Origin of the sequence: Microbacterium sp. BR1 (assembly GCF_002812725.1) — a bacterium.
Taxonomy (GTDB): domain Bacteria; phylum Actinomycetota; class Actinomycetes; order Actinomycetales; family Microbacteriaceae; genus Microbacterium.
This window is the reverse complement of record NZ_NMUN01000008.1, coordinates 1-24,102: the sequence shown is the minus strand read 5'-3', so window position 1 is coordinate 24,102 and position 24,102 is coordinate 1. Positions and strand designations below refer to the sequence as shown.

Annotated in this window: 27 protein-coding genes; 16 read left to right on the top strand and 11 right to left on the bottom strand. The window is 69.0% G+C overall.

Features of this window, described 5'->3' with window-relative positions; all coding sequences use genetic code 11:
- Genes CGU35_RS12850 through CGU35_RS12825 form a run of 6 tightly spaced genes read left to right on the top strand, consistent with a single transcriptional unit; the run spans position 1 to position 6,086 of the window.
- Positions 1-1,080, top strand: a complete 1,080-nt coding sequence (locus CGU35_RS12850; protein WP_374935747.1) for an AMP-binding protein — start codon at positions 1-3, stop codon at positions 1,078-1,080.
- Positions 1,081-1,089: 9 nt separating this feature from the next.
- Positions 1,090-1,728: a LysE family translocator gene (locus tag CGU35_RS12845; RefSeq protein WP_100811983.1), complete on the top strand. Its 639-nt coding sequence runs from the start codon at positions 1,090-1,092 to the stop codon at positions 1,726-1,728.
- 38 nt (positions 1,729-1,766) lie between these two features.
- Entirely contained in the window at positions 1,767-2,897 is a 1,131-nt protein-coding gene (locus tag CGU35_RS12840) for a P1 family peptidase (protein ID WP_232711303.1), read from the top strand.
- On the top strand, positions 2,894-4,150 hold the full coding sequence (coaBC, locus tag CGU35_RS12835) for a bifunctional phosphopantothenoylcysteine decarboxylase/phosphopantothenate--cysteine ligase CoaBC (protein WP_100811982.1): 1,257 nt from the start codon (positions 2,894-2,896) through the stop codon (positions 4,148-4,150). The genes CGU35_RS12840 and coaBC overlap by 4 nt, the downstream gene beginning before the upstream one ends.
- 35 nt (positions 4,151-4,185) lie before the next feature.
- On the top strand, positions 4,186-5,097 hold the full coding sequence (coaA, locus tag CGU35_RS12830) for a type I pantothenate kinase (protein WP_100812167.1): 912 nt from the start codon (positions 4,186-4,188) through the stop codon (positions 5,095-5,097).
- A 23-nt stretch (positions 5,098-5,120) separates the two neighbouring features.
- A complete protein-coding gene (locus CGU35_RS12825; RefSeq protein WP_100811981.1) occupies positions 5,121-6,086 on the top strand; it encodes a 1,4-dihydroxy-2-naphthoate polyprenyltransferase in 966 nt (321 codons plus the stop codon).
- Here the strand turns inward: CGU35_RS12825 and CGU35_RS12820 are convergent.
- Positions 6,042-6,338, bottom strand: a complete 297-nt coding sequence (locus CGU35_RS12820; protein WP_100811980.1) for a DUF4229 domain-containing protein — start codon at positions 6,336-6,338, stop codon at positions 6,042-6,044. The two genes, CGU35_RS12825 and CGU35_RS12820, sit on opposite strands and share 45 nt — an antisense overlap.
- A 34-nt stretch (positions 6,339-6,372) precedes the next feature.
- Here CGU35_RS12820 and CGU35_RS12815 point away from each other — a divergent pair, with 34 nt between their 5' ends.
- Both CGU35_RS12815 and menD read left to right on the top strand, forming a co-directional pair.
- On the top strand, positions 6,373-6,798 hold the full coding sequence (locus CGU35_RS12815; RefSeq protein WP_100811979.1) for a PLD nuclease N-terminal domain-containing protein: 426 nt from the start codon (positions 6,373-6,375) through the stop codon (positions 6,796-6,798).
- A 49-nt stretch (positions 6,799-6,847) separates the two neighbouring features.
- Positions 6,848-8,605 carry a 2-succinyl-5-enolpyruvyl-6-hydroxy-3-cyclohexene-1-carboxylic-acid synthase gene (gene menD, locus CGU35_RS12810; RefSeq protein WP_100812166.1) on the top strand — a complete coding sequence of 586 codons (1,758 nt, stop codon included), beginning with the start codon at positions 6,848-6,850 and terminating at the stop codon, positions 8,603-8,605.
- Here the strand turns inward: menD and CGU35_RS12805 are convergent, their stop codons facing one another.
- Positions 8,606-9,874, bottom strand: a complete 1,269-nt coding sequence (locus tag CGU35_RS12805) for an isochorismate synthase (protein ID WP_232711302.1) — start codon at positions 9,872-9,874, stop codon at positions 8,606-8,608.
- 22 nt (positions 9,875-9,896) lie between these two features.
- Between CGU35_RS12805 and CGU35_RS12800 the strand changes: the two genes are divergently transcribed.
- The 6 genes from CGU35_RS12800 (at position 9,897) to CGU35_RS12775 (ending at position 15,922) form a co-directional block, all read left to right on the top strand.
- Positions 9,897-10,490 carry a DUF402 domain-containing protein gene (locus CGU35_RS12800; RefSeq protein WP_232711301.1) on the top strand — a complete coding sequence of 198 codons (594 nt, stop codon included), beginning with the start codon at positions 9,897-9,899 and terminating at the stop codon, positions 10,488-10,490.
- A 73-nt stretch (positions 10,491-10,563) separates the two neighbouring features.
- Positions 10,564-11,226, top strand: a complete 663-nt coding sequence (locus CGU35_RS12795; protein ID WP_100812164.1) for a class I SAM-dependent methyltransferase — start codon at positions 10,564-10,566, stop codon at positions 11,224-11,226.
- A gap of 9 nt (positions 11,227-11,235) precedes the next feature.
- Positions 11,236-12,297 (top strand): polyprenyl synthetase family protein, encoded by a 1,062-nt coding sequence (locus CGU35_RS12790; RefSeq protein WP_100811977.1) that lies wholly within the window; start codon positions 11,236-11,238, stop codon positions 12,295-12,297.
- A gap of 49 nt (positions 12,298-12,346) precedes the next feature.
- The gene (locus CGU35_RS12785) at positions 12,347-13,720 is read left to right on the top strand and encodes an FAD-dependent oxidoreductase (RefSeq protein WP_100811976.1); all 1,374 of its coding nucleotides are present in this window, start codon (positions 12,347-12,349) and stop codon (positions 13,718-13,720) included.
- Positions 13,717-14,919 (top strand): multidrug effflux MFS transporter, encoded by a 1,203-nt coding sequence (locus CGU35_RS12780; RefSeq protein ID WP_100811975.1) that lies wholly within the window; start codon positions 13,717-13,719, stop codon positions 14,917-14,919. Before CGU35_RS12785 ends, CGU35_RS12780 begins: the two co-directional genes overlap by 4 nt.
- A 4-nt stretch (positions 14,920-14,923) precedes the next feature.
- Entirely contained in the window at positions 14,924-15,922 is a 999-nt protein-coding gene (locus CGU35_RS12775) for an alpha/beta hydrolase (RefSeq protein ID WP_100811974.1), read from the top strand.
- Positions 15,923-15,949: 27 nt separating this feature from the next.
- On the opposite strand, the gene CGU35_RS12770 is transcribed toward CGU35_RS12775, so the two are convergent.
- The 5 genes from CGU35_RS12770 to CGU35_RS12750 all read right to left on the bottom strand — a co-directional run bounded on the left by CGU35_RS12770 (position 15,950) and on the right by CGU35_RS12750 (position 18,421).
- A complete protein-coding gene (locus tag CGU35_RS12770; protein WP_100811973.1) occupies positions 15,950-16,333 on the bottom strand; it encodes a hypothetical protein in 384 nt (127 codons plus the stop codon).
- A gap of 115 nt (positions 16,334-16,448) precedes the next feature.
- Positions 16,449-17,018 carry a mismatch-specific DNA-glycosylase gene (locus CGU35_RS12765; protein ID WP_100811972.1) on the bottom strand — a complete coding sequence of 190 codons (570 nt, stop codon included), beginning with the start codon at positions 17,016-17,018 and terminating at the stop codon, positions 16,449-16,451.
- Between the two features lie 159 nt (positions 17,019-17,177).
- Positions 17,178-17,720 carry a helix-turn-helix domain-containing protein gene (locus CGU35_RS18400; protein ID WP_198519588.1) on the bottom strand — a complete coding sequence of 181 codons (543 nt, stop codon included), beginning with the start codon at positions 17,718-17,720 and terminating at the stop codon, positions 17,178-17,180.
- Positions 17,721-17,759: 39 nt separating this feature from the next.
- The gene (locus CGU35_RS12755; RefSeq protein ID WP_100811971.1) at positions 17,760-18,107 is read right to left on the bottom strand and encodes a hypothetical protein; all 348 of its coding nucleotides are present in this window, start codon (positions 18,105-18,107) and stop codon (positions 17,760-17,762) included.
- Positions 18,108-18,112: 5 nt separating this feature from the next.
- On the bottom strand, positions 18,113-18,421 hold the full coding sequence (locus CGU35_RS12750; protein ID WP_232711300.1) for a hypothetical protein: 309 nt from the start codon (positions 18,419-18,421) through the stop codon (positions 18,113-18,115).
- Positions 18,422-18,909: 488 nt separating this feature from the next.
- On the opposite strand from CGU35_RS12750, the gene CGU35_RS12745 reads away from it, so the two are divergent.
- Positions 18,910-19,197, top strand: coding sequence for a hypothetical protein (locus CGU35_RS12745; protein WP_146047981.1), 288 nt, complete (start codon positions 18,910-18,912; stop codon positions 19,195-19,197).
- Positions 19,110-19,628: a DUF6941 family protein gene (locus CGU35_RS18825; protein WP_442923055.1), complete on the top strand. Its 519-nt coding sequence runs from the start codon at positions 19,110-19,112 to the stop codon at positions 19,626-19,628. Before CGU35_RS12745 ends, CGU35_RS18825 begins: the two co-directional genes overlap by 88 nt.
- Positions 19,629-20,148: 520 nt before the next feature.
- Here the strand turns inward: CGU35_RS18825 and CGU35_RS12735 are convergent.
- From CGU35_RS12735 to CGU35_RS12720, 4 genes are all read right to left on the bottom strand, one after another.
- Positions 20,149-20,688, bottom strand: coding sequence for a hypothetical protein (locus CGU35_RS12735; protein ID WP_100811968.1), 540 nt, complete (start codon positions 20,686-20,688; stop codon positions 20,149-20,151).
- Between the two features lie 122 nt (positions 20,689-20,810).
- Positions 20,811-21,617: a hypothetical protein gene (locus CGU35_RS12730; protein WP_100811967.1), complete on the bottom strand. Its 807-nt coding sequence runs from the start codon at positions 21,615-21,617 to the stop codon at positions 20,811-20,813.
- 2 nt (positions 21,618-21,619) lie between these two features.
- On the bottom strand, positions 21,620-22,006 hold the full coding sequence (locus CGU35_RS12725; RefSeq protein ID WP_100811966.1) for a hypothetical protein: 387 nt from the start codon (positions 22,004-22,006) through the stop codon (positions 21,620-21,622).
- A 27-nt stretch (positions 22,007-22,033) separates the two neighbouring features.
- Positions 22,034-23,941: a hypothetical protein gene (locus CGU35_RS12720; RefSeq protein ID WP_100811965.1), complete on the bottom strand. Its 1,908-nt coding sequence runs from the start codon at positions 23,939-23,941 to the stop codon at positions 22,034-22,036.
- Positions 23,942-24,102: the final 161 nt, after the last annotated feature.

Below are 24,102 nucleotides of genomic sequence, written 5' to 3'. Positions count from 1 at the left end.
GTGAGCGTGCAGTTACCGGGTTCATCGTGTGACGGAAGCGATCCGCGCGCCGTCGCCGAAGCGCTGCCCGCGGCGCTGAGCTCCGGCGACCCGATCCTGATCACGACGTCGGGATCCACGGGTGTGCCCAAGACCGTCGTGCTGAGCGCGGGCGCGCTGCGGGCTTCGGCCACGGCAACGGCCGCGCGCATCGGCGAGGGCGCCTGGCTGCTCGCGCTGCCCGCGACCTACGTCGCCGGGTTGCAGGTACTCATCCGCGCCCACCTCGCGGGGGCACGCCCGGTATACCTGGCCGGACCCTTCACCCCGGATGCCTTCGTCGCAGCCGCGCGCGAGATGCCCGTTTCGGCCGCGCGGTACACCTCGCTCGTCCCCGCACAGCTCGCAACGCTCGTCGCGGCTGCCGAGAGCGAGCACGGCCCCAGGGATGCCCTGCGCTCGTTCGAGGCGATCCTGATCGGGGGGCAGGCGCTCCCCGTGCCCCTGCGCGAGCGGGCCGAGGCGCTCGGGGCCCGCGTCGTCCGCACGTACGGCTCGACCGAGACGAGCGGCGGCTGCGTGTACGACGGCGTGCCGCTCGATGGCGTCGAGGCGCGCTCCGTCGACGGTGAGCTGCTGATCGCGGGCCCGACCCTGGCCGACGGATACCTCGGCGACGACGCGCTCACGGCCTCGGTCTTCCCGGTCGGTACCGACGGCATCCGCCGGTATCGCACGGGCGATGCCGGGACGGTCGAGGACGGCGTCGTGCGGGTCACCGGGCGTCGAGACAACGTCATCGTCTCGGGTGGCGTGAACGTCTCGCTCGACCGCGTCGAAACCGTCGTGCGCGGTGTGCCCGGGCTCGAGCTCTCCGTCGTGATCGGTGTGGCGGACGAGCGATGGGGCGAGGCATCCGTCATCGTCGTCGAGCCGCCCGCAACGACGGACGACGCGCGCCTGCTCGACGCCGCTCGCGCTGCCGTCGCCGGCGCGATCGGCCCCGCCGCCCGCCCGGCGCGCCTCGTGCGGCGGCCGGTGCCGCAGCTGCCGTCGGGCAAGCCCGACCGCGGGGCGCTCCGGCTCGCCCTGCGGGAATAGGATCGCGGCATGGTTCCGTGGCCCCAGCTCGTGGCGTTCTTCATCGCGTCGCTCGTGCTGATCGTCATGCCCGGGCCCTCGGTGCTCTTCATCATCGGTCGGTCCCTCGCGCTCGGTCGCCGGGGCGGCGTCCTCTCGGTCGTCGGCACGACCCTCGGCATGCTCGTCCTCGTGGTGCTGGTGGCGCTCGGCCTCGGCGTGATCGTCGCCCAGTCCGTGGTGCTGTTCACGATCGTGAAGTTCGCGGGCGCCGCATACCTGGTCTGGCTGGGCATCCAGGCGATCCGTCACCGCAAGGACGCCGCGGCCGCGGTCGCGGCGGGGGCCGCTGCCTCGTCGACCCGGCGCCTCGTGGCCGAGGGGTTCGTCGTCGGCGCCACGAACCCCAAGACGATCGCGTTCTTCGTCGCCGTCCTGCCGCAGTTCGTCGACTACGGCGCCGGCACGATCCCGTTGCAGATGCTCGAGCTCGGGATCGTCTTCGCGATCCTCGCGTGGGCGAGCGACTCGGTGTGGGCGCTCGCCGCGGGCTCCGCCCGCGATTGGTTCGCCCGCAGCCCGCGCCGCGTGGAGCGTCTTTCGGCGGCGGGTGGCGGGATGATGATCGGGCTCGGCGGGGTGCTCGCGCTGACCGGCTCGAAGCACTGATCGGTGGGTGCGTCGCCGCCCGGGGCTAGGGTGGAGGCGTGGATCTCGCGGACCTCGACTGGCGCCTGGGCGGCACCGGACGCTTGCGCATCGGCCCCCGAAACGCCATCACCGACGTGGACGGCATCCGGGTGGGGCATGCGAGCCGTGTCGGCGACGGGTGGCTCACGGGTTCCACCGTCGTCTTCGGCGGCGCCGCGGGTGTGACGGCGGCGGTCGATGCGCGTGGCGGCGGGACCGCGACGCGCGAGATCGCCGCGCTCGATCCCACCGGCGTCGTGGAGCGCATCCACGCCGTCTACCTCGGGGGCGGCAGCGCCTACGGACTGGACGCGGCGGGCGGCGTCATGGCGGGGCTCGCCGAGCGCGGACTCGGGTTCGTCGTCGGAAATGAGCCGACCCACGTCGTCCCGGTGGTGCCGGCCGCCTCGCTCTTCGACCTCGGGCGCGGGGGAGACTTCCTCGCCAGGCCGGACGCCGCTCTCGGCCGCGAGGCGTTCGAGTCCGCCTTCGCGAGCGATGACGGTGCGCCGGTCGCACAGGGCTCCGTCGGGGCGGGGACCGGGGCCGTCGCCGGCGAGATCCGCGGCGGCGTCGGCACGGCGAGCGTCGTCCTGCCCGGCGGCGGGGTCGTGGGCGCGCTGGTCGTCGTCAACTCCGCCGGCAGCACCGTCAACCAGCGGACGGGACTGCCCTGGGGTGAGCAGTTCGAGCTCTCCGACGACGCGGGAGTCCCGGAATTCGGGCTCGTCCCGCCGGACGACTCCGCGCGCCGTCGGTCGTTCGAGGCGCTGTCGGCGCTCGCCGGAGGCCGCCTTCCGATGAGGCCGCTCAATACGACGCTCGCCGTCGTGGCGACCGACATTCCGCTCTCCCGCGGGCAGCTCCTGCGTCTGGCGGGGTGCGCCCATGACGGGATGGCTCGGGCGATCCGTCCCATCCACACGCTCTCCGACGGCGACGTCGCCTTCGCGCTCTCCACCGGCAGGGGCCCCTGGCCGCCGCCCGAGGGTCCCCTCGAGTCGTTGCACGCCAGCGATCGGGTGAACCAGGTGCTGGCGGCGGGTGCCGACGTCATGGCCCGCGCGATCGCGCACGCCGTGCTGGCCGCCGAGCCGGTCACGACGCCGCTGGGCCATGTGCCCACGTACCGTGCGATGTACGCATGACCCGCGTGCTCGAGGTGGTGGTCGGCGTCACGGGAGGAATCGCGGCCTACAAGGCGGTTCAGGTGGTTCGCGATCTCGTGCTGGCGGGCCACAGCGTGCACGTGATCCCGACGGATGCGGCACTGCGCTTCGTCGGTGCGCCGACGTGGGAGGCGATCAGCCGCCACCCCGTCAGCACCTCCGTCTTCGACGATGTCTCGGCTGTGCGACACGTCGCCCTGGGGCAGCAGGCCGATGTCATCGTCGTCGCCCCCGCCACCGCCAACAGCCTGGCCAAGCTCGCGACCGGGCTGGCCGACGATCTGCTCGGCACGACCGTGCTCGCGAGTCGTGCGCCGCTCGTCGTGGCCCCCGCGATGCACACCGAGATGTGGCAGCATCCCGCGACGGTCCGCAACGTCCAGACTCTGCGGGCGCGCGGGGTGACCATCGTGGGGCCGGACTCGGGCCGCCTCACGGGCGCGGATGTCGGACCCGGGCGGATGAGCGAACCCGCCGACATCGTCGCGGCGACCCTGGCCGCGGCGGACGCGCGTGCGCGAGAGGATGCCCCGGCGCAGGACCTGGCCGGACTCCGCGTCCTGGTCACCGCCGGTGGCACCCGAGAGCCCATCGACCCGGTCAGATACCTCGGGAATCGTTCGAGCGGCAAGCAGGGCGTCGCGTTCGCACTCGCGGCCGCCGCCCGCGGCGCGGTCGTCACCGTGATCGCCGCGCACCTCGACCCGCAGCCGGCCGCCGCGCTCGCCGAGGCGCAGATCCACACGATCGAGGCGGGCACGGCGGCCGAGCTCGCCGACGCCGTGGCGCGTGAGGCCGTGAGCGCCGCCGTCGTCGTGATGGCCGCGGCCGTCGCCGACTTCACCCCCGCGGAGTTCGCCGAGCGCAAGATCAAGAAGGCCGTCAACGGCGAGCGGATGGACCTGCATCTCGTGCGCACCGTCGACGTGCTCGCCGCCCTCGTGTCGCGACCCGTCCCGGGGCGGATCCTCGTGGGGTTCGCCGCCGAGACGGTGGACGACCGCGAACAACTCGTGGAGCTCGCCCGCGAGAAGGTGGCCCGCAAACCCGCCGACCTGCTCGTCGCGAACGCCGTCGGCGCAGGCCGGGGCTTCGGAGCCGACGACAACGTTGCCGTCGTGCTCGCGTCATCGGGCGACATCGTCGCCGACGTCTCGGGCACCAAACGCGCCGTGGCTGACGCCGTCCTGGACCGCGTCGTCCGGCTGCTGCGCGGGGACGGGACGCCGTGACCGACCTCGTCGAGCACGCCGCGCTGCCCTCGACGATGTACCGCGAGTTCGGCCGAGCAGATTGGGCCCGGCTCGCGTCGGGCGAGGAGCAGCCGCTCACGCAGACCGAGATCGCGCAGATCCGGGGGCTCGGCGACCACCTCGACATGGACGAGATCCGCGAGGTGTACGTTCCGCTCAGTCGGCTGCTCAGCCTGTATGTCGAGTCGGCGAAAGACCTCGGGGCATCGACCAGCGCGTTCATGGGTGAATCCGACACCACGACCCCGTTCGTGATCGGGATAGCAGGATCGGTGGCCGTCGGAAAGTCCACGATCGCGCGCCTGCTGCGGGAACTGCTCACGCATTGGCCCGCCACCCCCCGCGTCGAACTCGTGACGACGGACGGGTTCCTCTACCCGAACGCGGAACTGCAGCGTCGCGGACTCATGCGCCGCAAGGGGTTTCCCGAGTCGTACGACCGCCGCACGCTGGTCGACTTCTTGACGAGCGTCAAGAGCGGCGCGGCGCGGGTGTCTGCGCCGATCTACTCTCACCTGCGCTATGACGTGATCCCCGACGCCCATGTCACGGTCGACAGGCCCGATGTCCTGATCGTCGAGGGGCTCAACGTGCTCCAGCCCGCCCCGCGCCCCGAAGACGTCTCGATCAGCGAGTTGTTCGACTTCTCGATCTATGTCGACGCCGAGGTCGACGACATCGCCGAGTGGTATCTCGGGCGATTCATGGCGCTCAAGCGCGGGGCGTTCAGCACGCCCGCCTCGTACTTCAACACCTACGCGGACCTCGACGACGAAGAGGCGGCGCGCGTCGCGCGCGGGTTCTGGAACGACATCAATCTGCCCAACCTGCTCGAGAATGTGCTGCCCACGAAGCATCGCGCGAAGCTGATCCTGCAGAAGGCCGCCGATCACACGGTGGACCGCGTCCTCCTGCGGAAGCTCTGAGCGCGGACCTAGGATGTTCCCTCGTGGCCCGTACTCCTCGTAAGCGCAGCTCCCCGAAGAACCGCGGCGGTGGCGATCCCCGCCGCAGCGGTCGGCCGAATGCCGTGAGGGTGGAGCCCGCGACGGCCCGTGACTGGATCGGCGCCGCGCGCCCGCGGACTCTACCGCTTGCGGTCGCGCCCGTCGTGGTGGGCACGGGTGCCGCGGTGCTCGCGACCGGCGTCTTCCACTGGGTCATCGCACTCGCCTGCCTGGCCGTGTCCGTCTGCCTGCAGGTCGGGGTCAACTACGCCAACGATTACAGCGACGGCATCCGCGGCACCGACAACCACCGCGTCGGCCCCGGGCGGCTGACGGGTGCCCGCCGCGCGAAGCCCCGCACCGTTCTCACCGTCGCCCTGACCTTCTTCGCGCTCGCCGCCATCGCGGGACTCGCCATCGTCATCCGGACCGAGCAGTGGTGGCTCATCGCGGTGGGCGCCGCGTGCATCGTCGCGGCGTGGTTCTACACGGGAGGTCGCCGACCCTACGGCTACTTCGGCCTGGGCGAGATCTTCGTGTTCGTCTTCTTCGGGCTCGTCGCCACCGTCGGCACGACCTGGGTGCAGGCACTCGCGGTGCCGCAGGAGGCCTGGTTCGGGGCCGTGGCGATCGGACTGCTCGCCTGCGCCGTGCTGCTGGCGAACAACCTGCGCGACATCGACCAGGACCGCAGCGCGGGCAAGCGCACGCTCACGGTTCTGATCGGCAAGCGCGCGACCCAGGTGCTGTTCACCCTGTTCCTGCTCGTGCCGTTCGGCATCGCGGGCTTCCTGGCGCTCGTCTACCCGATCGCCTGGCTCACACTGCTGGCGCTGCTGGCGGGCCTTCCCGCGATCCTGATCGTCTGGACCTACCGCGCGCCCCGTGAACTCGTGACGGCGCTGGCACTGACGTCGGTGACGTCACTCGGCTACGCCGCGCTCCTCGCGTGGGCGTTCGTCGGCTGACAGGTCGTCTTCGGCGTCCTCGTCGCGTATCTGCGTGCGCGCGTTGGTGCGACGCGTGGCGAGACCCTGGGCGACGGCGGCGCGGGGCTGACGCAGGAACAGCAGCGACAAGCTGAGCCCGATCAGAGCCGCGAAGACCACGGCGAGGAGCCAGTTCTGACGGAAGATCGGCAGCAGGAGCATGAGGCCGAGGGGGACCAGGAACGCCAACAGGCGCAGGACGCTGTAGACGAGGACTGGTGGAACCTTCACCCCCTCATCCTAGGTCGCGCCTAGGATGGTCCTTATGCCCCGCGTGCTCCTGATCGTGGCGGTGCTGGCATTGGCGTTCTACGTCGTGAGCATCGTTGACGTCGCCGTGCAGCCTCCGAGCCGCCACCGCGGGGTGTCGAAGACCACCTGGATCGCGATCGTCGTCCTGCTTCCCGTTCTGGGGGGCGCACTGTGGTTCGTCGTCGGCCGGTCGCGTCCCTCGCGCCTGAAGCTGGCGTCGGCGCCCGACGATGACGTGGAGTTCCTGGGAAGGATCGGGTCGGGCTCGTTCTCGGATCAGGACGAACGCATTCGCCGTCTCGAAGAAGAGCTCGCGATGCTGGATTCCGAGGCGGACGGGCCGAAACCCGTCGAACCGAAGAATCCAGACCAGGGCGCCGCAGACCAGGACACCGCAGACCCGGACTCCGACGGCCCACGTCGCGGCTCGATCGGCTGAGGTGTCTACCGTCGGCGGCGCGACGCCGCGGCTGTCACCGAGCCCCGCGATGGATGCGGCCGCCGCGCTGCTCGACGAGCTCGTGCATCTCGGCGTGCGCGACATCGTGCTCAGCCCGGGATCGCGGTCGCAGGCCCTCGCTCTCGCCGCGACCGCCCTGGAACGGTCGGGCCGGGTATCGCTGCACGTGCGGATCGATGAGCGCGTCGCCGGCTTCACGGCGCTGGGGCTCGCTCGGGAATCGCGACGACCCGTGCCCGTGATCTGCACGTCGGGTACCGCCGTCGCGAATTTGCTGCCCGCGGCGCTCGAGGCGCATCATGCGGGGGTTCCGCTGCTCCTGCTCACGGCGGATCGTCCGCCGGAGCTTCGCGGTGTCGGCGCGAATCAGACGACGCGCCAGCCGGGCTTGTTCGGCCCATCGACTCGCTTCGCGCTGGATGCGCCGGTGCCGGAAGAGGTCGACGACGCGGGCGAGTCGGCCCAGACCGCAACATTCCGGGCGATCGCCGCGGATGCCTTCGCCGCTGCATCCGGGGCGGCGTTCATGCCCGCCGGGCCCGCGCACCTCAACCTGCCGGTTCGAGAACCGCTCGCCGGCCCCGTTCCGGCCTGGTTCGCGACCGAACGTCTTCCCCCGGAAGCGGCGCCCGCGGGGCCTGTCGAGAACGCCACCGAGCCCGCGTCCGGCGCCCTGTATCAGGGTGGTGGCGGCATCGGGCTGGCCGACGTCCACGAAGCCGACCAGACGGTGCCGTTCGCCCTGGCCCGCGGCCCCCGAACGGTCATCGTCGCCGGTGCCGACGCGGGCCCCGAGGCCGAGCGGATCGCACACGAGGGCGGCTGGCCCCTGATCGCCGAGATCGTCAGCGGTGCGCGTTTCGGGCGCAACCTGGTGCACGGCTATCGGGCGCTGCTTCGTGACGAGTCCCTGGGCGGGGCCGTCCAGCGTGTCGTCGTGTTCGGGCGGCCGACGCTCAGCCGTGAGGTCGCCGCGTTGCTCTCGGATCCCGCCCTCGAGGTGATCGCGATCCGTGGACCGGGTGAACGGTTGAATCTCAACGGCCGCACCGAGGCGGTCGAGTCCGTGCGCGTGGACCCGGGCGAGACCGACCGCGAATGGCTGGGTGCCTGGTTGCGTGCTTCGCAGGCGCACGAGACCGACCTCGGTACGCCAGCGCCCGATCTCGAGGGCCTCTCGGCCGCGGATCCCGCGACGCGGCGTAAGGCTGTCGATGCAGAGCTCGCCGCCGTACGGGCTCCGCTCGACCGCACGGCCCTGGTCGACGCCCTGTGGCGCGCGACCTGGCCCCACGATCGCCTGGTGTTCGGGTCATCCCGACTCGTGCGCGTCGCCGACGGTGTGCTGGGGGGCAAGAAGGTGCCCGTGCACTCCAATCGCGGTGTCGCGGGAATCGACGGGACGATCGCGACCGCGACGGGCATCGCCCTCGCCAGCCAGGCGGGTGGCCACTCGGGCGTGACCCGGGTGCTGCTCGGTGACCTGGCATTCCTCCACGATGTCGGTGCGCTCCTGCTGCCCCCGAACGAGCACGAGCCGCGCCTGCAGGTCGTCGTCGGCAACGACGGCGGCGGCACGATCTTCGACGGGCTCGAGGTCGCGCAGGTGGCGTCGCCCGACGACATGGACCGGGTGCTCTTCACCCCGCAGAACGTGCGCCTCGAGCACCTGGCTCTCGCTTACGGCTGGGAGTACCACCGCCCGACGGCGCGGTCGGCGCTCGACCAGTTGCTCGTCTCGCCCGTCGGCGGTCGTCAGCTGATCGAGGTGCCGCTCGACCGCTGATCAGGCCAGGGCGTCGACGATCGGGCGGAACTTCATGCGCGTCTCGAGCAGTTCGGCCTCGGGGTCGCTGCCGAGCACGATGCCCGCACCCGCGTGGGCCGAGATACGACCACCCTCGCCGAACTGAGCGCTGCGCAGCGCGATCGCCCACTCGCCGTCGCCGGATGCGTCGATCCAGCCGACGGGTCCCGCGTACCGGCCACGGTCGAAGGGCTCGATGCGCCGGATGACCTCGAGCGCCGCGGCGGTCGGTGTGCCCGCGACGGCGGCCGTCGGGTGCAGCACCCCGACGAGGTCGAGGGCCGAGACGCCGTCCGCGACGATGCCCTCGACGTCCGTTGCCAGATGCCAGACGTTCGGCAGCTTGAGCGCGAAGGGCTGCTCGCTCGCGGTGAGCACGCTCGTGTGGGGGCGAAGAGTCCGCAGCACGCTCTCGACGGCGAAGCGGTGCTCGTCCTGATCCTTGCCACTGGCGGACAGGGCGACGGATGCCTCGGTGTCGCCGTCCGCGTCGGCACCGCGTGGTGCCGTACCGGCGAGTACCCGCGCCGTGATGGTTCCGCCCGAGACCGTGACGAGGGTCTCGGGGCTCGCGCCGATGATGCCGTCGACGGCATACGTCCAGACATCCGGATACCCCGTCGCGAGCGCACGCACGAGTCGCCGCAGATCCGCACCCGCGGGTACCGAGCCGATGAGATCTCGTGCAAGGACGACCTTGCTGACCTCGCCCGCGGCGATAGCCTCGAGGCCGGCGCGGACCGCGGCCTGGTAGCCGGGCGCATCGAGTTCGCCGGGCCCGACGGTTGCGGACCAGGCCGGTCCCCACTCACTCGGATCGGGAGCATTCGGCGCTTCGGCGTCGTCCGAAACGACCGTTGTGATCCACGACCGCCCGGCCCTCCGGCCGAAGACGAACTGCGGCACGACCAGGGTGCTGGCCGTCGCCGAGGCGGGGTCGAAGCTCAGCGCGCCGAACGCGATGAGCCCCGTTCCGGGCAGGCCGACCTCGTCGGTGATCATCGCCGCGGCGGCGGTCGCCCGCCACCCATCGGCCAGCGCGGCGGCCTGCGAACCCTGCGAGGGGCTGGCTCGATGCCCACCCACCTCGATGATCGCCGCGGAGCCGAAACCCACCATGCCCTCGCCGCGCCGCAGCCACGCGAGCGGATGCGCCGGGTCGGCATACGCGAGAAGGTCCTCGATCGGATCGATCTCGCGGGTGGTGACGACGAGTCGGCGCACGCGGGATGGGGCGGACTCGGTCACCTCTCCAGCCTAGACTCGCTGCGTGAGCCCAGATCCGAATGTGCCGGCCGCGGCATCCGATCGTCCCGCCGTCGGGACTCCCCCGATAGGGACGAAGCTCGAGTTCCGCTGGCGCAAGTGGGACGGATCGACCCACTGGGTGCACGAGTGCGTCTATCTCGGTGCGGACGAGTGGGGCGACTGGTTCGGTCAGCGCGGCGGGTGGCGCAGCGACCGACCGGGTCGCTCGGTCGTCGTGGTCGAGGACAACGTGATGCTGCTGCCCCCGTCGGGCGACCACGTTCTGACGATGAACGCGCGCCCGCATCCGACGCGCGTGTATATCGATATCGCCTGGGACGCACGCTGGTCCGACGGTGTGCCGACCGGGATCGACATGGACCTCGACGTCGTCGACCAGGAAGAGCGCGGCGTCTACATCGACGACGAGGACGAGTGGGAAGAGCATCGGGTTCGCTACGGCTACCCGCTCGATCTGGTCGAGAAGCTCGAAGCTGTCACGGCCGAACTCTTCGCCGCGGTCACCGCGCACCGGCCCCCGTACGATCCCGTGACGGCGGCCCGGTGGCTGGCGCGCCTCGTAGACTCGACGGGTGACCCCGCACCCGCCGACTGACGACCGCAGCGAGCCCACCTCCGCCGCTCACAACCGTGCCGATCTCGGCAAGGATCCGGCCCGCGTCAGCAGCATGTTCGACCAGGTCGCGGGTCGTTACGACCGCACCAACACCGCGCTGAGCCTCGGCAACGACCAGCTCTGGCGCATCGCGACGCGCCGAGCCATCGCGCCTCGCCCGGGCGAGCGGATCCTCGACCTCGCCGCCGGAACCGGGGCCTCGTCGGTCGCCCTCGCGCGCAGCGGCGCAGAGGTCGTCGCCGCGGACTTCTCACCCGGCATGATCGCCGAGGGTCGCCGCCGACACGGCACGGTGGCGGGGCTCTCGTTCGTGGAGGCGAACGCGACCGACCTGCCCTTCGCCGATGACGAGTTCGACGCCGTCACGATGTCGTTCGGCCTGCGCAACGTCGTCGAGCCCCGCAAGGCGCTCGCCGAACTGCTGCGGGTCACGAAGCCGGGCGGCCGCGTGGTGATCTGCGAGTTCTCGCATCCGCCCTCCCGCGCCTTCGCCGGACTGTACGGGTTCTACAACTCGCGGGTGCTCCCGCTCGTCGCACGGGCGCTGTCGTCGAACGCCGACGCGTACGACTATCTGAACGAGTCCATCCGCGATTGGCCGGACCAGCAGACCCTCGCCGGGTGGATCCGCGCGGCGGGATGGCAGGATGTCGCCTACCGGAACCTCTCGTTCGGGATCGTCGCTCTGCACCGCGGGCGGAAAACCCGCCGGTAGGCTGAAGGGGTGACTCCGGGCTCCTCTGCGCGCGGCTCGCGACTGACGAGCCGACTCGGCATGACCGAGCGCGTTTTCGCAGGCCCGCGCTCGCGCAAACTTCTCGCGCAGGTCGAGGCGGGTCTCGATCGGGTCGAGGCGAGCCTCGCCGAAGAACTGAAGATGACCGACGCGCTCGCCGATGCGACGAGCCGGTACCTGTACGAGGCCGGTGGCAAACGGATCCGTCCGATGCTCGCGCTGCTCTCCGCCCACCTGGGTGAGGGCATCACCCCGGCCGTGATCGAAGGTGCCACCGCCCTCGAGATGACGCACCTCGGTTCGCTGTACCACGACGACGTGATGGATGGTGCGGACGTGCGCCGCGGGGTGCCGAGCGCGCAGACCGTGTGGGGCAACAACGTCGCGATCCTGACGGGTGACCTGCTGTTCTCGCGCGCGAGCCAGATCATGGCGCGACAGGGCGAGCGGGCCATCCGGCTGCAGGCCGACACGTTCGAACGTCTCGTGCTCGGTCAGATGCACGAGACGGTCGGACCGCAAGAGGGCGACGATCCCGTTGCGTTCTATCTGCAGGTGCTCGCCGACAAGACCGGCTCGCTGATCGCCGCCGCCGCCGAGACGGGCGTCGTCTTCGCCGGTGCGCCCGAAGAGTACGGGATGCCGCTGCGCACGTTCGGCGAGAAGACCGGCGTCGCATTCCAGCTGCTCGACGACGTGCTCGATCTGAGTGCGGACCCCGACGAGACCGGCAAGGTTCCCGGCACCGACCTGCGCGCGGGTGTGCCGACGATGCCGTTCCTCCTGCTCGGTCAGGAGACGGATGCGGACTCGGTCGCCCTGAAGGTCCGCATCGACGGCGGTGTGGCCCGGATCGCCGACGGCGCCGATCCCGCCATCCTCGACGCCGCCCTCGCCGATCTGCGCGACCACGACGCCACCGCTCGCACGCTGCGCCTGGCCCACGTCTGGGCACGCGAAGCGGTCGAGGCGCTCGATCCGCTCCCCGCCGGTCCTGTCCGCGACGCGCTCACGCGCTTCTCGGAAGCCGTCGTCGACCGCAGCAGCTGAGCGCGCGCAGCGCTCCCCCCACTTCGCAACGCACCACCGGAAGGACCCCATGACCAAGCTCAGGCTGGCCATCGTCGGAGCGGGGCCCGCGGGCATCTATGCCGCGGACATCCTGCTCAAGACCGAGCGCAAGTTCGATGTCTCGATCGATCTCTTCGAGCAGCTTCCCGCGCCCTACGGGCTCGTGCGATACGGAGTCGCGCCCGATCACCCGCGCATCAAGGGCATCATCACGGCGCTCCGCGAGGTGCTCGACCGGGGCGACATCCGCCTGTTCGGCAACGTCCGCTACGGCGAGGACATCACGCTCGACGACCTCAAGCACCACTATCACGCCGTGATCTTCGCGACCGGCGCGATCCGCGACACCGATCTCGACATCCCGGGCATCGACGCAGAGGGCTCCTACGGCGCAGCCGATTTCGTCAGCTGGTTCGACGGTCACCCCGACGTGCCGCGCACCTGGCCCCTCGAGGCCGAGTCGGTCGCGGTGATCGGCAACGGCAACGTCGCGCTCGACATCGCACGAATGCTCGCGAAGCACGCCGAAGATCTGCTGCCCACCGAGGTCCCCGACAACGTCTACCGGGGGCTGAAGGCATCCCCCGTCACGGACGTGCACATCTTCGGTCGCAGGGGGCCTGCGCAGGTGAAGTTCACCCCGCTGGAGCTGCGCGAGCTGGGCGAGCTGCGCGACGTCGACATGGTCGTCTACGACGAGGACTTCGACTACGACGAGGCCTCGAAGACCGCGATCGCGAGCAACAAGCAGGTCATGGTCATCGACCGCGTGCTGCAGTCGTGGCGCAAGCGCCCGTCGGTGAACAATGCCGGTGGTGAGGCATCCCGTCGCCTGCACCTGCACTTCTGGGCGCGACCGGTGGAGGTCAAGAAGGATGCCTCGGGCCGGGCGACAGCGTTCGTGTACGAGCGCACCCGTCCCGACGCCGAGGGCGGCATCGTGGGTACCGGGGAGTTCCGCGAGGTCCCGATCCAGGCGATCTACCGCGCCGTCGGATACTTCGGATCGCCGTTGCCCGGGGTGCCCTTCGACGCCCGGCACGGCGTGATCCCCAACCACGAGGGCCAGGCGATCCACCAGGACTCGAACGAGCGCGTCTCGGGTGTTTACGCCACGGGGTGGATCAAGCGCGGGCCCGTCGGACTGATCGGGCACACCAAGTCCGACGCGATGGAGACCGTCCGGCACCTCATCAACGACCAGGCGTCGTGGTGGCAGCCCGAGGATCCCTCGGAAGGCGCGATTCCCGCGCTTCTCGCGGAGCGCGGTGTGCGCTGGACGGATCTCGAGGGCTGGCACCGACTGGACGAGCACGAGGTGGCGCTGGGCGCTCCCCACGAGCGTGCGCGCATCAAGGTCGTGCCGCGCGACGAGATGGTCGCGATCTCGCGCGGGGAGTGAGCCTGCCCAGGCGGCTGACGCCCGGTCTGCTCGCCGTCCTCGGTTATCTCGCCGCGGTCGGGCCGTTCGCGGTCGATCTGTACCTGCCGTCGTTCACCGACATCTCGAGCGACCTGAATGCGCCCGCCGCGACGGTCCAGCTGACGCTGACCGGATTCCTGATCGGCATCGCGGCGGGGCAGCTCGTCCTGGGCCCGGCGTCGGACCGGTTCGGCCGGCGTCGAGTGATGCTCGCCGCGCTCGCGGTCTTCGCCGTGGCATCCGTCGGCATCGCGCTCGCGCCGCACATCGCGGTGTTCATCGGATTGCGGATCGTGCAGGGCTTCGCGGGATCGGCCGGCATGGTCATCTCCCGCGCCATCGTGGTCGACCTGAGCGAGCGCGGGCAGGCCGTCCGGCCCCTGAGCCTGATGATGACGGTCGTCGGGCTCGGCCCCATCATCGCGCCGCCGATCGGCGGGCTGCTGGCGGCCGCGTGGGGGTGGCGCGGGGCGCTGGGGGCCGTCGCCGTGCTCGCCGTCGTGATGTTCGTGCTGGCCGCGGTGTTCGTGCCGGAGTCCCTCCCGCCGGAGCGGCGAGCGACGGGGGGCGCGGCATCCGTCGTCCGCACGTTCGGAAGGCTCCTGCGCGACCGTGCCTATCGGGGCTACCTCGTGGCCTTCGCGCTCGGGTTCGCCGCGATGCTGGCCTACGTCTCGGCGTCTCCTTTCGTCGCGCAGGTCGCGCTCGGCATGGACCCCGTGGGGTACTCGCTGATGTTCGCGATCGCGGGCGCGGCCCTCATCCTCGCCAACCTGGTCAACGCCTGGTTGGCGCCGCGCGTGCACCCGAGGCGCATGCTCGCGATCGGCCAAGGGCTGGCGCTCACGGCCGGCATCGCGCTCGTCGTGCTCACCCTCACCGGTTCGCTCGCCGTCTGGTCGTTCGTGGCGGGCGCTTTCGTGCTCTGCGCGGGTACGGGACTGACGATGTCGAACGGGACCGCGCTCGCACTCGCGCGCACCGAGAGCGCGCGCGGCGGAGCGTCCGCTCTGATCGGGGCGTCCCAGTTCGTCGCGGGCGCCGCCGTATCGCCGCTCGTCGGTCTCTGGGGTGAGCATACGGCGTTGCCGATGGCGCTGATCATCACGGCCTGCGTCGGGATCGGTGTGTTCGCGGCTGCGCGCGCGGGGCGTCCCGACTCCGGCGCGCTAACCTGATCGCGTGACGGCGGCGGACGCGGGCTGGCGGCCCGACGTGCTCGGGCCGGGCTTCGAGCAGCGCACGCTGCCGCTCGGTTCCGACGACGAGGGCGACGTCGTCGCGACGCTCGTCCGCCACCTGCCGGTCGAGTCGCTCGGTGAGCGTCTGTTCGGGGATCATCGGTCCCTGGCGGACGTCGACGTGCTGTACGTGCACGGCTGGTCGGACTACTTCTTCCAAACCCGCCTCGCTCGCTTCTTCGCGGACCGCGGGGCGCGCTTCTTCGCGCTCGACCTGCGCAAGTACGGCCGCAGTCTGCGGAAGGGTCAAACGCCCGGCTACATCACGGATTTCGACGACTACGACGAAGACATCGCCGCCGCGCTCACCGTCATGGATCGGGGCGAGCGACGGCTCGTGCTGCTCGGTCACTCGACGGGCGGCCTGACGCTGAGCCTGTGGGCGTCGCGGCATCCGGGTGTCGCATCCGCTGTCATCCTGAACAGCCCGTGGCTGGAGTTCCAGCTGAGCGGCCTCACGCGCGCAGCACTCGCGCCGGTCGTGAGTCTGCGCGCGCGGCTGCATCCTCTCGATGTCGCGCCCCAGGTCGACCTGGGCTTCTACACGCGGGCCCAGCGCGCGGTCGCGGACCCCGACGATCCCGTCGTCATCAATCCGGAGTGGCGACCGGATCAGACGATGGCGGTCTACGCCGGATGGTTCAACGCGGTGCTCAGGGGGCACGCGCGCATCGCCGCGGGCCTGGCGATCGACGTGCCGGTGTGCGTTCTGCTGTCCGCACGGTCGGCCGTGCCGACCCACTGGTCGGACGAGCTCACGCGGGTCGACAGTGTGCTGAACGTCGACGAGATCGCTCGAGCGGCCCTGGGCCTCGGATCATCCGTCACCGTCGAACGCATCGACGGCGCCATCCACGACGTCTTCCTCTCGCGCCACGAAGCCCGGGAAGAGGCTTACGCCCGCCTGGGTCGCTGGGTGCGCGGGTTCGTCGGCAGGTGAGGTCGCTGCCGGGCGGTCGCCCGTGAATCAGCCCGCTATGCCCGACGCCTCGACCGCGTAGAGGGTCGCGAACAATATGGCGGCACCGACCGCCATTCCCCCCATCAGCCACGCGAGCAGACGGTTCTTTCGACGGATGTCCGGGGTGCGTCGCGACGCGACGAACATCAACACCCACATCACGGTGACGAAGACGATCGAGACGATCGGGATCACCAGCTGGAGCTGAAGCGCCACGAGCGAGAGCACGACCACTACACCCGCGAGTACCGCCGAGGGGACGAGCCATCGGCTGGGCGCGCCGTGCTGGAGTGCCGTCTGATTCGTCAGATCGGTCGGGTCGGGTGGCGGCTGTTCGTCGGGCAGTCGCTCAGGACCATGCGGCTGGCCGCGGTTGTCACGCTCTGTCATCTCGGTCCTCGCAATCCGGGGGGCTGGGAGGGAATGAGTCTCGCCGACGGCCGAGCACAGACGTAGCCCGTTGTGCGCACGCGGCCGCCTTGCTATAGGGGCGGGTCTTCGTCTCTCAGGCGAGCACGCCGGCGGCGCGAGCGGGAGCCGCGTAGGCGGCGGCGAGCGAGGCGAGCGTCTCGTGCGCGTTGAGACCGCTGGGGTTCGGCAAGACCCACAACTCCGAGCCCGCGAGCGACTCGTCCTGCCGTCCCGCTCGCGCTCGCGGTCTAGCGAACCCTTGCCGGTATGCCGTGAGACCGAGGATCGCCACCGCGACAGGACGCCAGCGTGCGACATCCGTCTCCAGGCGAAGCGCGCCATCCCGCAGCTCCTGCGCGGTCAGTTCGTCGCCGCGGGCGGTGGCGCGGTGGACGATGCTCGTGATGCCGATGCCCGCGTCGAAGAACATGGCACGATCCTCTGCCGGCATCCCTTCGTCGGGGATGCGCGGCAGTCTCGGGATGATGCCCGCGGCGACGAGTGCCGGATAGAACCGGTTTCCGGGGCGTGCGAAGGGAGTCCCCGTGGCTGCGGTCCACAGGCCCGGATTGATGCCGACGAACAGCAGGCGTGGATGCGGCGGAACGAATTCCGGGATCTCGCGATCACGGAACGACTCGAGTTCGGCGCGTGAGAACCCCACCCGTGTGGCCGGGTTCGCTCAGCGGTAGTTGACGAATCGCACCCTGCGCGTTGCGGGGTGCTGGCGGGGACTGAATTCGTTGATTTCATGCGCCTTTCGGTGGTGGCCGGTGTTGGCAATTGTTGCGCCGCGTGGAAGATTCTGCGGACTTTCTGCGGACTAGCGCGGTTCGGCGGGAAGAGAGCGGAGCCATCTCGTCAGCTCCTCGGCGGTGAAGATCGGTTTGCTTCCAACGAAGGACGGGATCAAGCGGGAGGCCGCGACTTCGTTTCGTAGCGTGGCCGGGCTCACGCCGACCGCGACGGCTGCTTCTGCGTAGGTGTACGCGAGCTTCGGAGGCTGCTGCAGCGCGCGCGCGACGGCGTCCCGGATGATCACCTGGAGGGCAAGGCGGCCAGCTCCGAACAACTCGTCCGCGGCATCGCGGAACCGTTGTTCGGATTCGTCCAGGTCTGTCGGCTGTTCAGCCCGTCGGATCTGAGGGTGTGTTGCGAGGAAAGTCTCGACGTCCTCCCACTCGCAGGGGAGACGTTTTCGATCCACCCACATCTCGTCGAGGTTCGGGTCATCGAGACGCCGTATCCGGATGGCGTCCCCGTAGTAGGACGGCGGCACGACTATTCGCGCGGGAACGAGCGGTCCCGTCAGTGTCGTCGCGTACGCCCAAATGTCGCCCCGGTGCACTGCGGTAGATCGCGGCATCTGGAAACCCTTTCGGCTAGTGCGGGGACAAGCCGAACGTTAGCCGACCTCCTCCGCGTCGAGTTCCGAGAGGATCGCATCTATCAGAGTGATGCGATCGCGGGCATTTCGGAGCTCGGCCTGCAGCTGTGCCTCGCGGGGGCTGCCCGCCTTGTAGCTGCCTTCGACCTGTAGCCAGTGCTCGAGGGTGGGGATTCGCCCGTCGAGGCTGTTGCGTTCGGCGGTCAGCTCTACCCGTTGCGCTCGACGCCGCACATTTTCCGCCGCGAGGATCTTCTTGTCGGCGCGGTCTGCTCGGCGCTCCGCGCGAACCGCGACCCATAGCGACACGCCGACTGCAACGATCGTCGCGACAGCGGTGGTCAATTCTGCGACGGTCTGGAGCATGCCGCTCATTCTGCCCGGTCGACGGCGTTCGCCCACACCCATGTCCGATGCTGCTGGTCGCCGATGGTGAACTCGATGCCGACGGCCTTCTGCGTCCACCGCACCGCGCGAGCTCGTACCTGGACAGCGTGAGGCCCGAACCGCACCCACACAAGCACCTCGAGCGGATGCGGCGACGTCGTCAGTGGGTAGACGTCGAGGCGCAGTTCCTTCTCTGTCAGCGACTGCAGCGGCTGCTCGGTGGTGACCGTCTGCACAATGCGGTCGTCCATGCGTTTGTCGATCTGCGCGGCGTACCGCTTGTTCGTGCCCACCTGCCGGAACCCCTTCTCCGTGTCAGGCGCCGGCCCGCCAGATGACGATGCTAACCGCAGACGGGGACACATCACCACGCGTCGGCGGAGCTACCATATGCAGGTGGTGCGCCCATTCAAGTACCGAGACGCTCCGCCACTGGGCGAGCACGACTTCGTCGTGCGTGGCGGCCCATTGGACCGTCACGCGACGAATCAGAACTTTGCGCGGTGCGTGACAACTCACGGTGTTCCGGCGCTCTCTGTGGCTGCCGGCGCTGGCATGTCGTGTAGGGAGATCATCGCCGCGTCCTCCGTTCTCCGACGCTTATTCAGTGAGTTCTTGTGGTGCCACGTAAGTGATCTGACAGACGCAAAGTACTCATTGACAGCAACTGGACCGCACCCGCATTATTCATTAATCCTTCCCGGCGACCTCACGGACGAGACGTGGGAGGATCTATCGCAGAGGTTCCGGCCGCTCTAGGCTGACGCTCAAGGAGAAAAAAATGCGATTTGCTGCAGATTTTCAATCAATGGACGAGCAGGACGCGCTCACCGTGACGTTCGCCGACCTGCTGGACGCTCCCGCCGGGGCAGTCATGCTCGGCGGCCGAGTGCAGCTGGATGATCTCGAGGGACACCAGGCCGAAGGCACAGTAGTGTCTGTCGAAGACGATCTGATCGACGTGTCTGTGGACGTGACGACATGGCGAGAACAGAGCCTTCAGTGGTTGTCTGGTTGGTCTTCGTCGGGCGTGACGACCGGGTGGCGCGCCGGAACCGTCTCGGTCTAGTGCACGGATTTCTCATCCTCTGCGACTTCGCGGAGGCCATCAACGGGAAGCTCTATGTGCAAGGCGGAGGGTGGAGCCGAATTGGAGTACCCCCCGGTGCGCCGGTGAGTATTCATGTCGCTGGCCAAATTCTCGTGCCCTGGGACGACGCCAACCGACGGCGTCGACTCCTCGTCGAACTGTTCAATGAGGACGGTCAGAACGTTCGGCTTGGCGAGTCGTCCGATCCTGTCGAGATGCGCGGTGATTTTGAGGTGGGAAGACCGCCTGGGCTGGCCCCTGGAACTGAACTCGATTTCACCTTCGCGGTCCGGTTCGAGGGGATGCCCTTGCCGTCCGGGCGGTACAAGTTCGTGCTCACAGCAGGCGCTACGCAGATAGACGAAGTCAAGTTCGAAGTGCTCGAAGCTCAAATCCCCGGCCCCAACTAGACCGCGCGCTCGACACCTATCCACCCGCATCCACGGCATCGCACCGTGGGCCCGTCGTCAACCATCACGGTCGAGCCGTCTGGGCAGTGCGGTTGAGTCCTCAACTCATCCATGCGTGAACAGTACGCCGTGGACCCGACCGGTTGGCAAGGTCTGTCCACAGGTCGCGCACGCGAATCGCCGAGCTTTGACCGGGCCCGCCGCCGTCCGTTGCCCGTGGTCGCCGCCTCCCCAGGCGTTATCGCGATCCACGCGGTCGGACGGCTGGCGTCTGCACCGATTCGCGAACGGTGAGATACCCCAGGTTTCTCGCCCCGTTCGTGGTCTTGCTACTCGAGTCCTTGGCGTCCCCACGCCTCGTTCCCGTGCCTGTCGCGCTGCGTTGTGCCTGTGTTCTCGGCCCCGTTCGTTGCGACACAGATGACACTACGGAGCGTGCCTCAGGGCTGGCTCAGGCGACCCTCAAGGTCAGCTCAGACTTCCTCACCCCATTCCGGCAGGGTGCGCTGAGCGCGGGTGATCAGCGCAAGAAGAGGATCGATCCGGCCACACTGACCTGTCCGAGCGTGTAGGCCACGGGGAACGACGCTGACGCGCTGACCGAGACATCGTCCCCGGGAGCAAGGCCCTCGAGAACCTCGGTGCAAGAAGCGGAAACGGTGCCAGTTCTCGTTCCGTCGATGGAACCCCAGTTCGTGATCTGCACCACGCCCTGGATCCGTGGGGACAAGTTCAGATCTGCCCATGAGCCCGCGGACCCGCTGTTGCGAACCCGGACGGTCGCAGTGATCGACACGAGCGCCCGGGTGTATCCGTCTGGGACCGGCGTGGTCACCGTCGCGAACTCTGCCCCGATCGTTGCCGTGATCGCGGGCGCGTGGTCGACCTCGAAGACCTCGGCGGGCAGCACAGATTGGGCGACGAGTTCTTGAAACCGTGCGTACAGCTGCGCGTACTGCGCCCCGTCGACGCGGAGGGCGTCTTGGACGCCGCGCCGAAGCTGGTCGCGTTCTTCGTTCTGCCGGCCGAATGACTGTGTTCCTGGGACTCGTGAGCCCATGATTTCCAGCTTTCCTGTTTGGTGGTGCTGTTGAGGTGGGGCCGTCCCACCGTTGGTCGGGGACGGCCCCGGATCGGAGCACCACCGGGTGAGGGTGGGCAGGGGCTCCGGTCCCGTTCTCGTCAGCTGGCGAGAGACGTTGCGTACGCTTCCTGAGCGTCGAGGGACGTGTCGACGGGGTTCTGCGCGCCGACCTGGAACGCGGAGCGTGTGATGCCGATGGTGTACGACGTGGCGTTGCGGTAGTCAGCTTCGGCGGTCCACCGGGCCATGTTGCGGGTGTATTCGACTACGGCGGCGACGTCCTGAGCTTCACGGAGGATCTCGCGCGCCTCGGGCGGGGCGATGTCCACCGCTCGTCGTTCCGCCATCGCCCGAATCCCATCGACGACCGCGGGGACTTCGTGCTGGTGGAACCGGTCGCGAGCGTTCGATTCGTGGGCTGGTGCGAAGCGCTGTGCGGCGAGGACCCCATCCGCGTCGAGGGTGGGAATGATCTCGTCCCAACCCTTGCCGGCGTCGAGCATCGGCTTGATGTGGTTGTTCCACGCCTGGTCGGTGCGGATCAACTGCGACGTCGATTCGGGGTTCAGCTTGAGGCGGTGGGGTTCCGCGGCCTTGTTGGCTTCCTCGAGTGCGCGTTCCGCCTGGCGGATGAGTCCGAGCGGGCTCTCGAACGCATCCACCACCCGGGAGCGGAGGTTCGCCGTGACACCCGCACGGAGCTCCGGGGTCACATCGGGTGCGACCTCGGGGTGTTCGTAGCGGGCGGCGGTGCTGATGTTGGTGAGGTGTTGCTGTGCGGCCTTGAACGCCGCGTGAGCGACGGACTTGGCTCGCAAGCCGGGGCGGGACTGTGTGAGCGTGTCGGGGACGTGCAGGGGGAAGGTCTGCGCGGCACGGTTCACGAGGTACGGGTCGATGGGCATGGTTACTCCTCGAAGGTCGCGACGAGCGTGCGTGCGTCGTCGTGGGTGGTGATCGCGGCGGCTGCCGTGGTCGTGTCGATCAGTTGTGTGCGGATGGTGCGTTCGGGGCCAGTGGATGCCTCCTGCAGGGCGTTGCCGATGAGGTCACGTGCGGTGCTGAACGCGGGCCGGTACGAGTCGACGGTTGCCTGGACTCGTCCCGGGTGTTCGGACCGCTGTTGGTTGTACGTGTGCCGGTTGGGGCCTGGGTCGCGGAAGCTGGGTCCGGACGTCGTGGCGTTTGTGCGCCCGCGGTGTCGTGCGAGCTTGCCGAGGTCTGCTTCAAGATCTCGGACGACGTCTTGCAGTGCTGTTTTGAGGGCATCGGCCCGGTCGGTGTAGTCGGTCATGCTGTTCTCCTTGGGTTGGTCGGGGCGCTATGCGGTTCGGCGTTCGATTTCTTCGACAGCGGCCTTCGCGGCCTTGCGTGCGAGCTGGTCCTCGTTCATGCCCGGCGTCGGGTTGACGATGATCTGAAACAGCGGGCCGGAACGGCCGGCCGTGGTTACTGCTGCGCGTGAACCGCGCACACGGCCGTCTGCGAACCGTGAGGCGGTGGCGGGAACGATCGTGTATCCCATCGCTGCGGCTGTCTCGGCGAGGATCGGCACCGACCGGGCCCGCTTCGACGGGGCGAGGGGGATGTACGCCTCCCCACCCGTCTCCGGTTCGTTCCACACCCGCACCGCACCACCACGAGCCATCTGTGCGACATGGTTCTCCCGAATGCCGCCGCCCGCGTAATGCTCGATCCCGCCGTTCGCATACGCCGCGATGAGGTTGCCGTTCGCGGAACCGAACCCGAACTGTTGGGCGACTTGTCGATCCGACAGCGCCACACCGTTCGGGGTCGTGAGGTTGATCTTGACCGTCTTGTCTTTGAGGGAATCGATGGCCGACCGCAACCGGTCGATCCGCGATGCGGCTTCAGACGTTTCGACGATCGCCTTCACCTCAACGTCGGAAGGGATCCGGAAGATTTGATCCGCGAGCGCTTCGGCTTGCTCAGTGCTGTAACCGAACGCCTGGGCGTTGTCGATCAGAGTCTGACGACCGGTCCGCAGCCGCTCAAAGTAAGCGTCCGTGTTGTGATCGACCGCCAGTTGGGCATCAGCGGCATCCTGGGCCTTGGACGCCTGTTCAACCAGCATGTCCATGTTGTCTCGACCGGCCTGCGTGTTTTCATCGAGGGTGAGCGTGTAGTCGGCGACGCCGTCGGTGTTCTCGTCGAGACCTTCCTTGGCTTTCCGGATCACCTCATTCACGTCGGAGAGCGCGTCTTTGTAGTCGATGTTCGCGGTGATCGCGTCCTGCCCCACCCCGTTCGCTTCGTTCACTATCTCGATCAGCTCTTCCAGGGAGGAAGTGAGATCATCGGCGCTTGAGGCCGCGGCGACGTAAGCCTCGGTGGCGGTCTTCGTGACCTCTGTGCCCTCGTCGGTGACCTCCGACAGCTGCTCCTGGATCTCGATCGCGGCGTCGAGCGACGATGCTTCGCCGCGGACTGCCTCGTCGAGTGTGCCGGCTGACTGGGACAGATCGATGAGGCTGATGCCGAGCTCATCGGCCATCCGTTGCGCGTCCTGCCCGCCGCCCGTGGCGACGTCGAGCACAGACCTGAGCTCCTTCATCGCGGAGACGTTGCCGGTCGCGGCGTCCGTGACCAGGTCGAGGCTGATGCCGAGCTTCTGCGCGTTGTCGAAGGCGGAACCGAAGTTCGCCCAGAGGAGCGTCCGGTCGGTTGCGAGGTTAGCCTTGGCGAGGTCTCGGGTTGACTCGGTGATCTTGTTGTTGCCGTCTTCGAGCGTGTCAGCGTACGCCTGGGCCTTCGCGCGCGCTTCGGCTTGCTGCTGTGCGAGCAATGCGATGACGGTGATGACACCGGTCAGTGCGAGACCCGCTGCGCCCCCGAGGATCGCGGTTCGGTTGAAGCTGCCATTTGTCGTGTCGAGTGCAGTCTTCAACTCGAGATACTTCGCGCGAAGACCGACGGCGGCACCACCGAAGAGGAGTACGGCGGTCGTCGCGACCCCGATGACGAGCGCGGTCGTCTGCACCGGCTCGGGGAGTTCCCCGTATATGTCGACGAGCGCGGTCGCTGCCTGCACCATTGTGCGGAGCACTTCGTTCGCGCCGGACCCGGTCTTGATGAACGCGGTATCGAACGCACCACCGAGCTTCTCGACATCACCGGCCAGGTTGTCCTGACGGATCGCGGCCTGCTGAGCGGCGTAACCTGTGTCGTCGACTGCCTCAGTCCACTTATTGACTTTGCTCAGCGCCACCTTCGTACAACAGGGTGGCCGCGTTGAGCGACTCGTTGCCGAAGATCCGACCAAGGGCCGCGAGCCGTTTCCTGTTCGCTGAGGTTTGCCGAGGCGAGTGCGCAGCTGCTCGGCGAATTGCCAGCCATTTTGAAAAAAAGCATTGTTTTGCCGTTTGCCGT

Bases quoted from the DNA above. Each gene is read 5' to 3' on its own strand.
- CGU35_RS12845 (WP_100811983.1), top strand. From the start codon at position 1,090: ATGGTTCCGTGGCCCCAGCTCGTGGCGTTCTTCATCGCGTCGCTCGTG.
- coaBC (WP_100811982.1), top strand. From the start codon at position 2,894: ATGACCCGCGTGCTCGAGGTGGTGGTCGGCGTCACGGGAGGAATCGCG.
- coaA (WP_100812167.1), top strand. From the start codon at position 4,186: ATGTACCGCGAGTTCGGCCGAGCAGATTGGGCCCGGCTCGCGTCGGGC.
- CGU35_RS12815 (WP_100811979.1), top strand. From the start codon at position 6,373: ATGCCCCGCGTGCTCCTGATCGTGGCGGTGCTGGCATTGGCGTTCTAC.
- menD (WP_100812166.1), top strand. From the start codon at position 6,848: ATGGATGCGGCCGCCGCGCTGCTCGACGAGCTCGTGCATCTCGGCGTG.
- CGU35_RS12795 (WP_100812164.1), top strand. From the start codon at position 10,564: ATGTTCGACCAGGTCGCGGGTCGTTACGACCGCACCAACACCGCGCTG.
- CGU35_RS12785 (WP_100811976.1), top strand. From the start codon at position 12,347: ATGACCAAGCTCAGGCTGGCCATCGTCGGAGCGGGGCCCGCGGGCATC.
- CGU35_RS12770 (WP_100811973.1), bottom strand. From the start codon at position 16,333: ATGACAGAGCGTGACAACCGCGGCCAGCCGCATGGTCCTGAGCGACTG.
- CGU35_RS18400 (WP_198519588.1), bottom strand. From the start codon at position 17,720: ATGCCGCGATCTACCGCAGTGCACCGGGGCGACATTTGGGCGTACGCG.
- CGU35_RS12755 (WP_100811971.1), bottom strand. From the start codon at position 18,107: ATGCTCCAGACCGTCGCAGAATTGACCACCGCTGTCGCGACGATCGTT.
- CGU35_RS12745 (WP_146047981.1), top strand. From the start codon at position 18,910: ATGCGATTTGCTGCAGATTTTCAATCAATGGACGAGCAGGACGCGCTC.
- CGU35_RS18825 (WP_442923055.1), top strand. From the start codon at position 19,110: ATGGCGAGAACAGAGCCTTCAGTGGTTGTCTGGTTGGTCTTCGTCGGG.
- CGU35_RS12735 (WP_100811968.1), bottom strand. From the start codon at position 20,688: ATGGGCTCACGAGTCCCAGGAACACAGTCATTCGGCCGGCAGAACGAA.
- CGU35_RS12730 (WP_100811967.1), bottom strand. From the start codon at position 21,617: ATGCCCATCGACCCGTACCTCGTGAACCGTGCCGCGCAGACCTTCCCC.
- CGU35_RS12725 (WP_100811966.1), bottom strand. From the start codon at position 22,006: ATGACCGACTACACCGACCGGGCCGATGCCCTCAAAACAGCACTGCAA.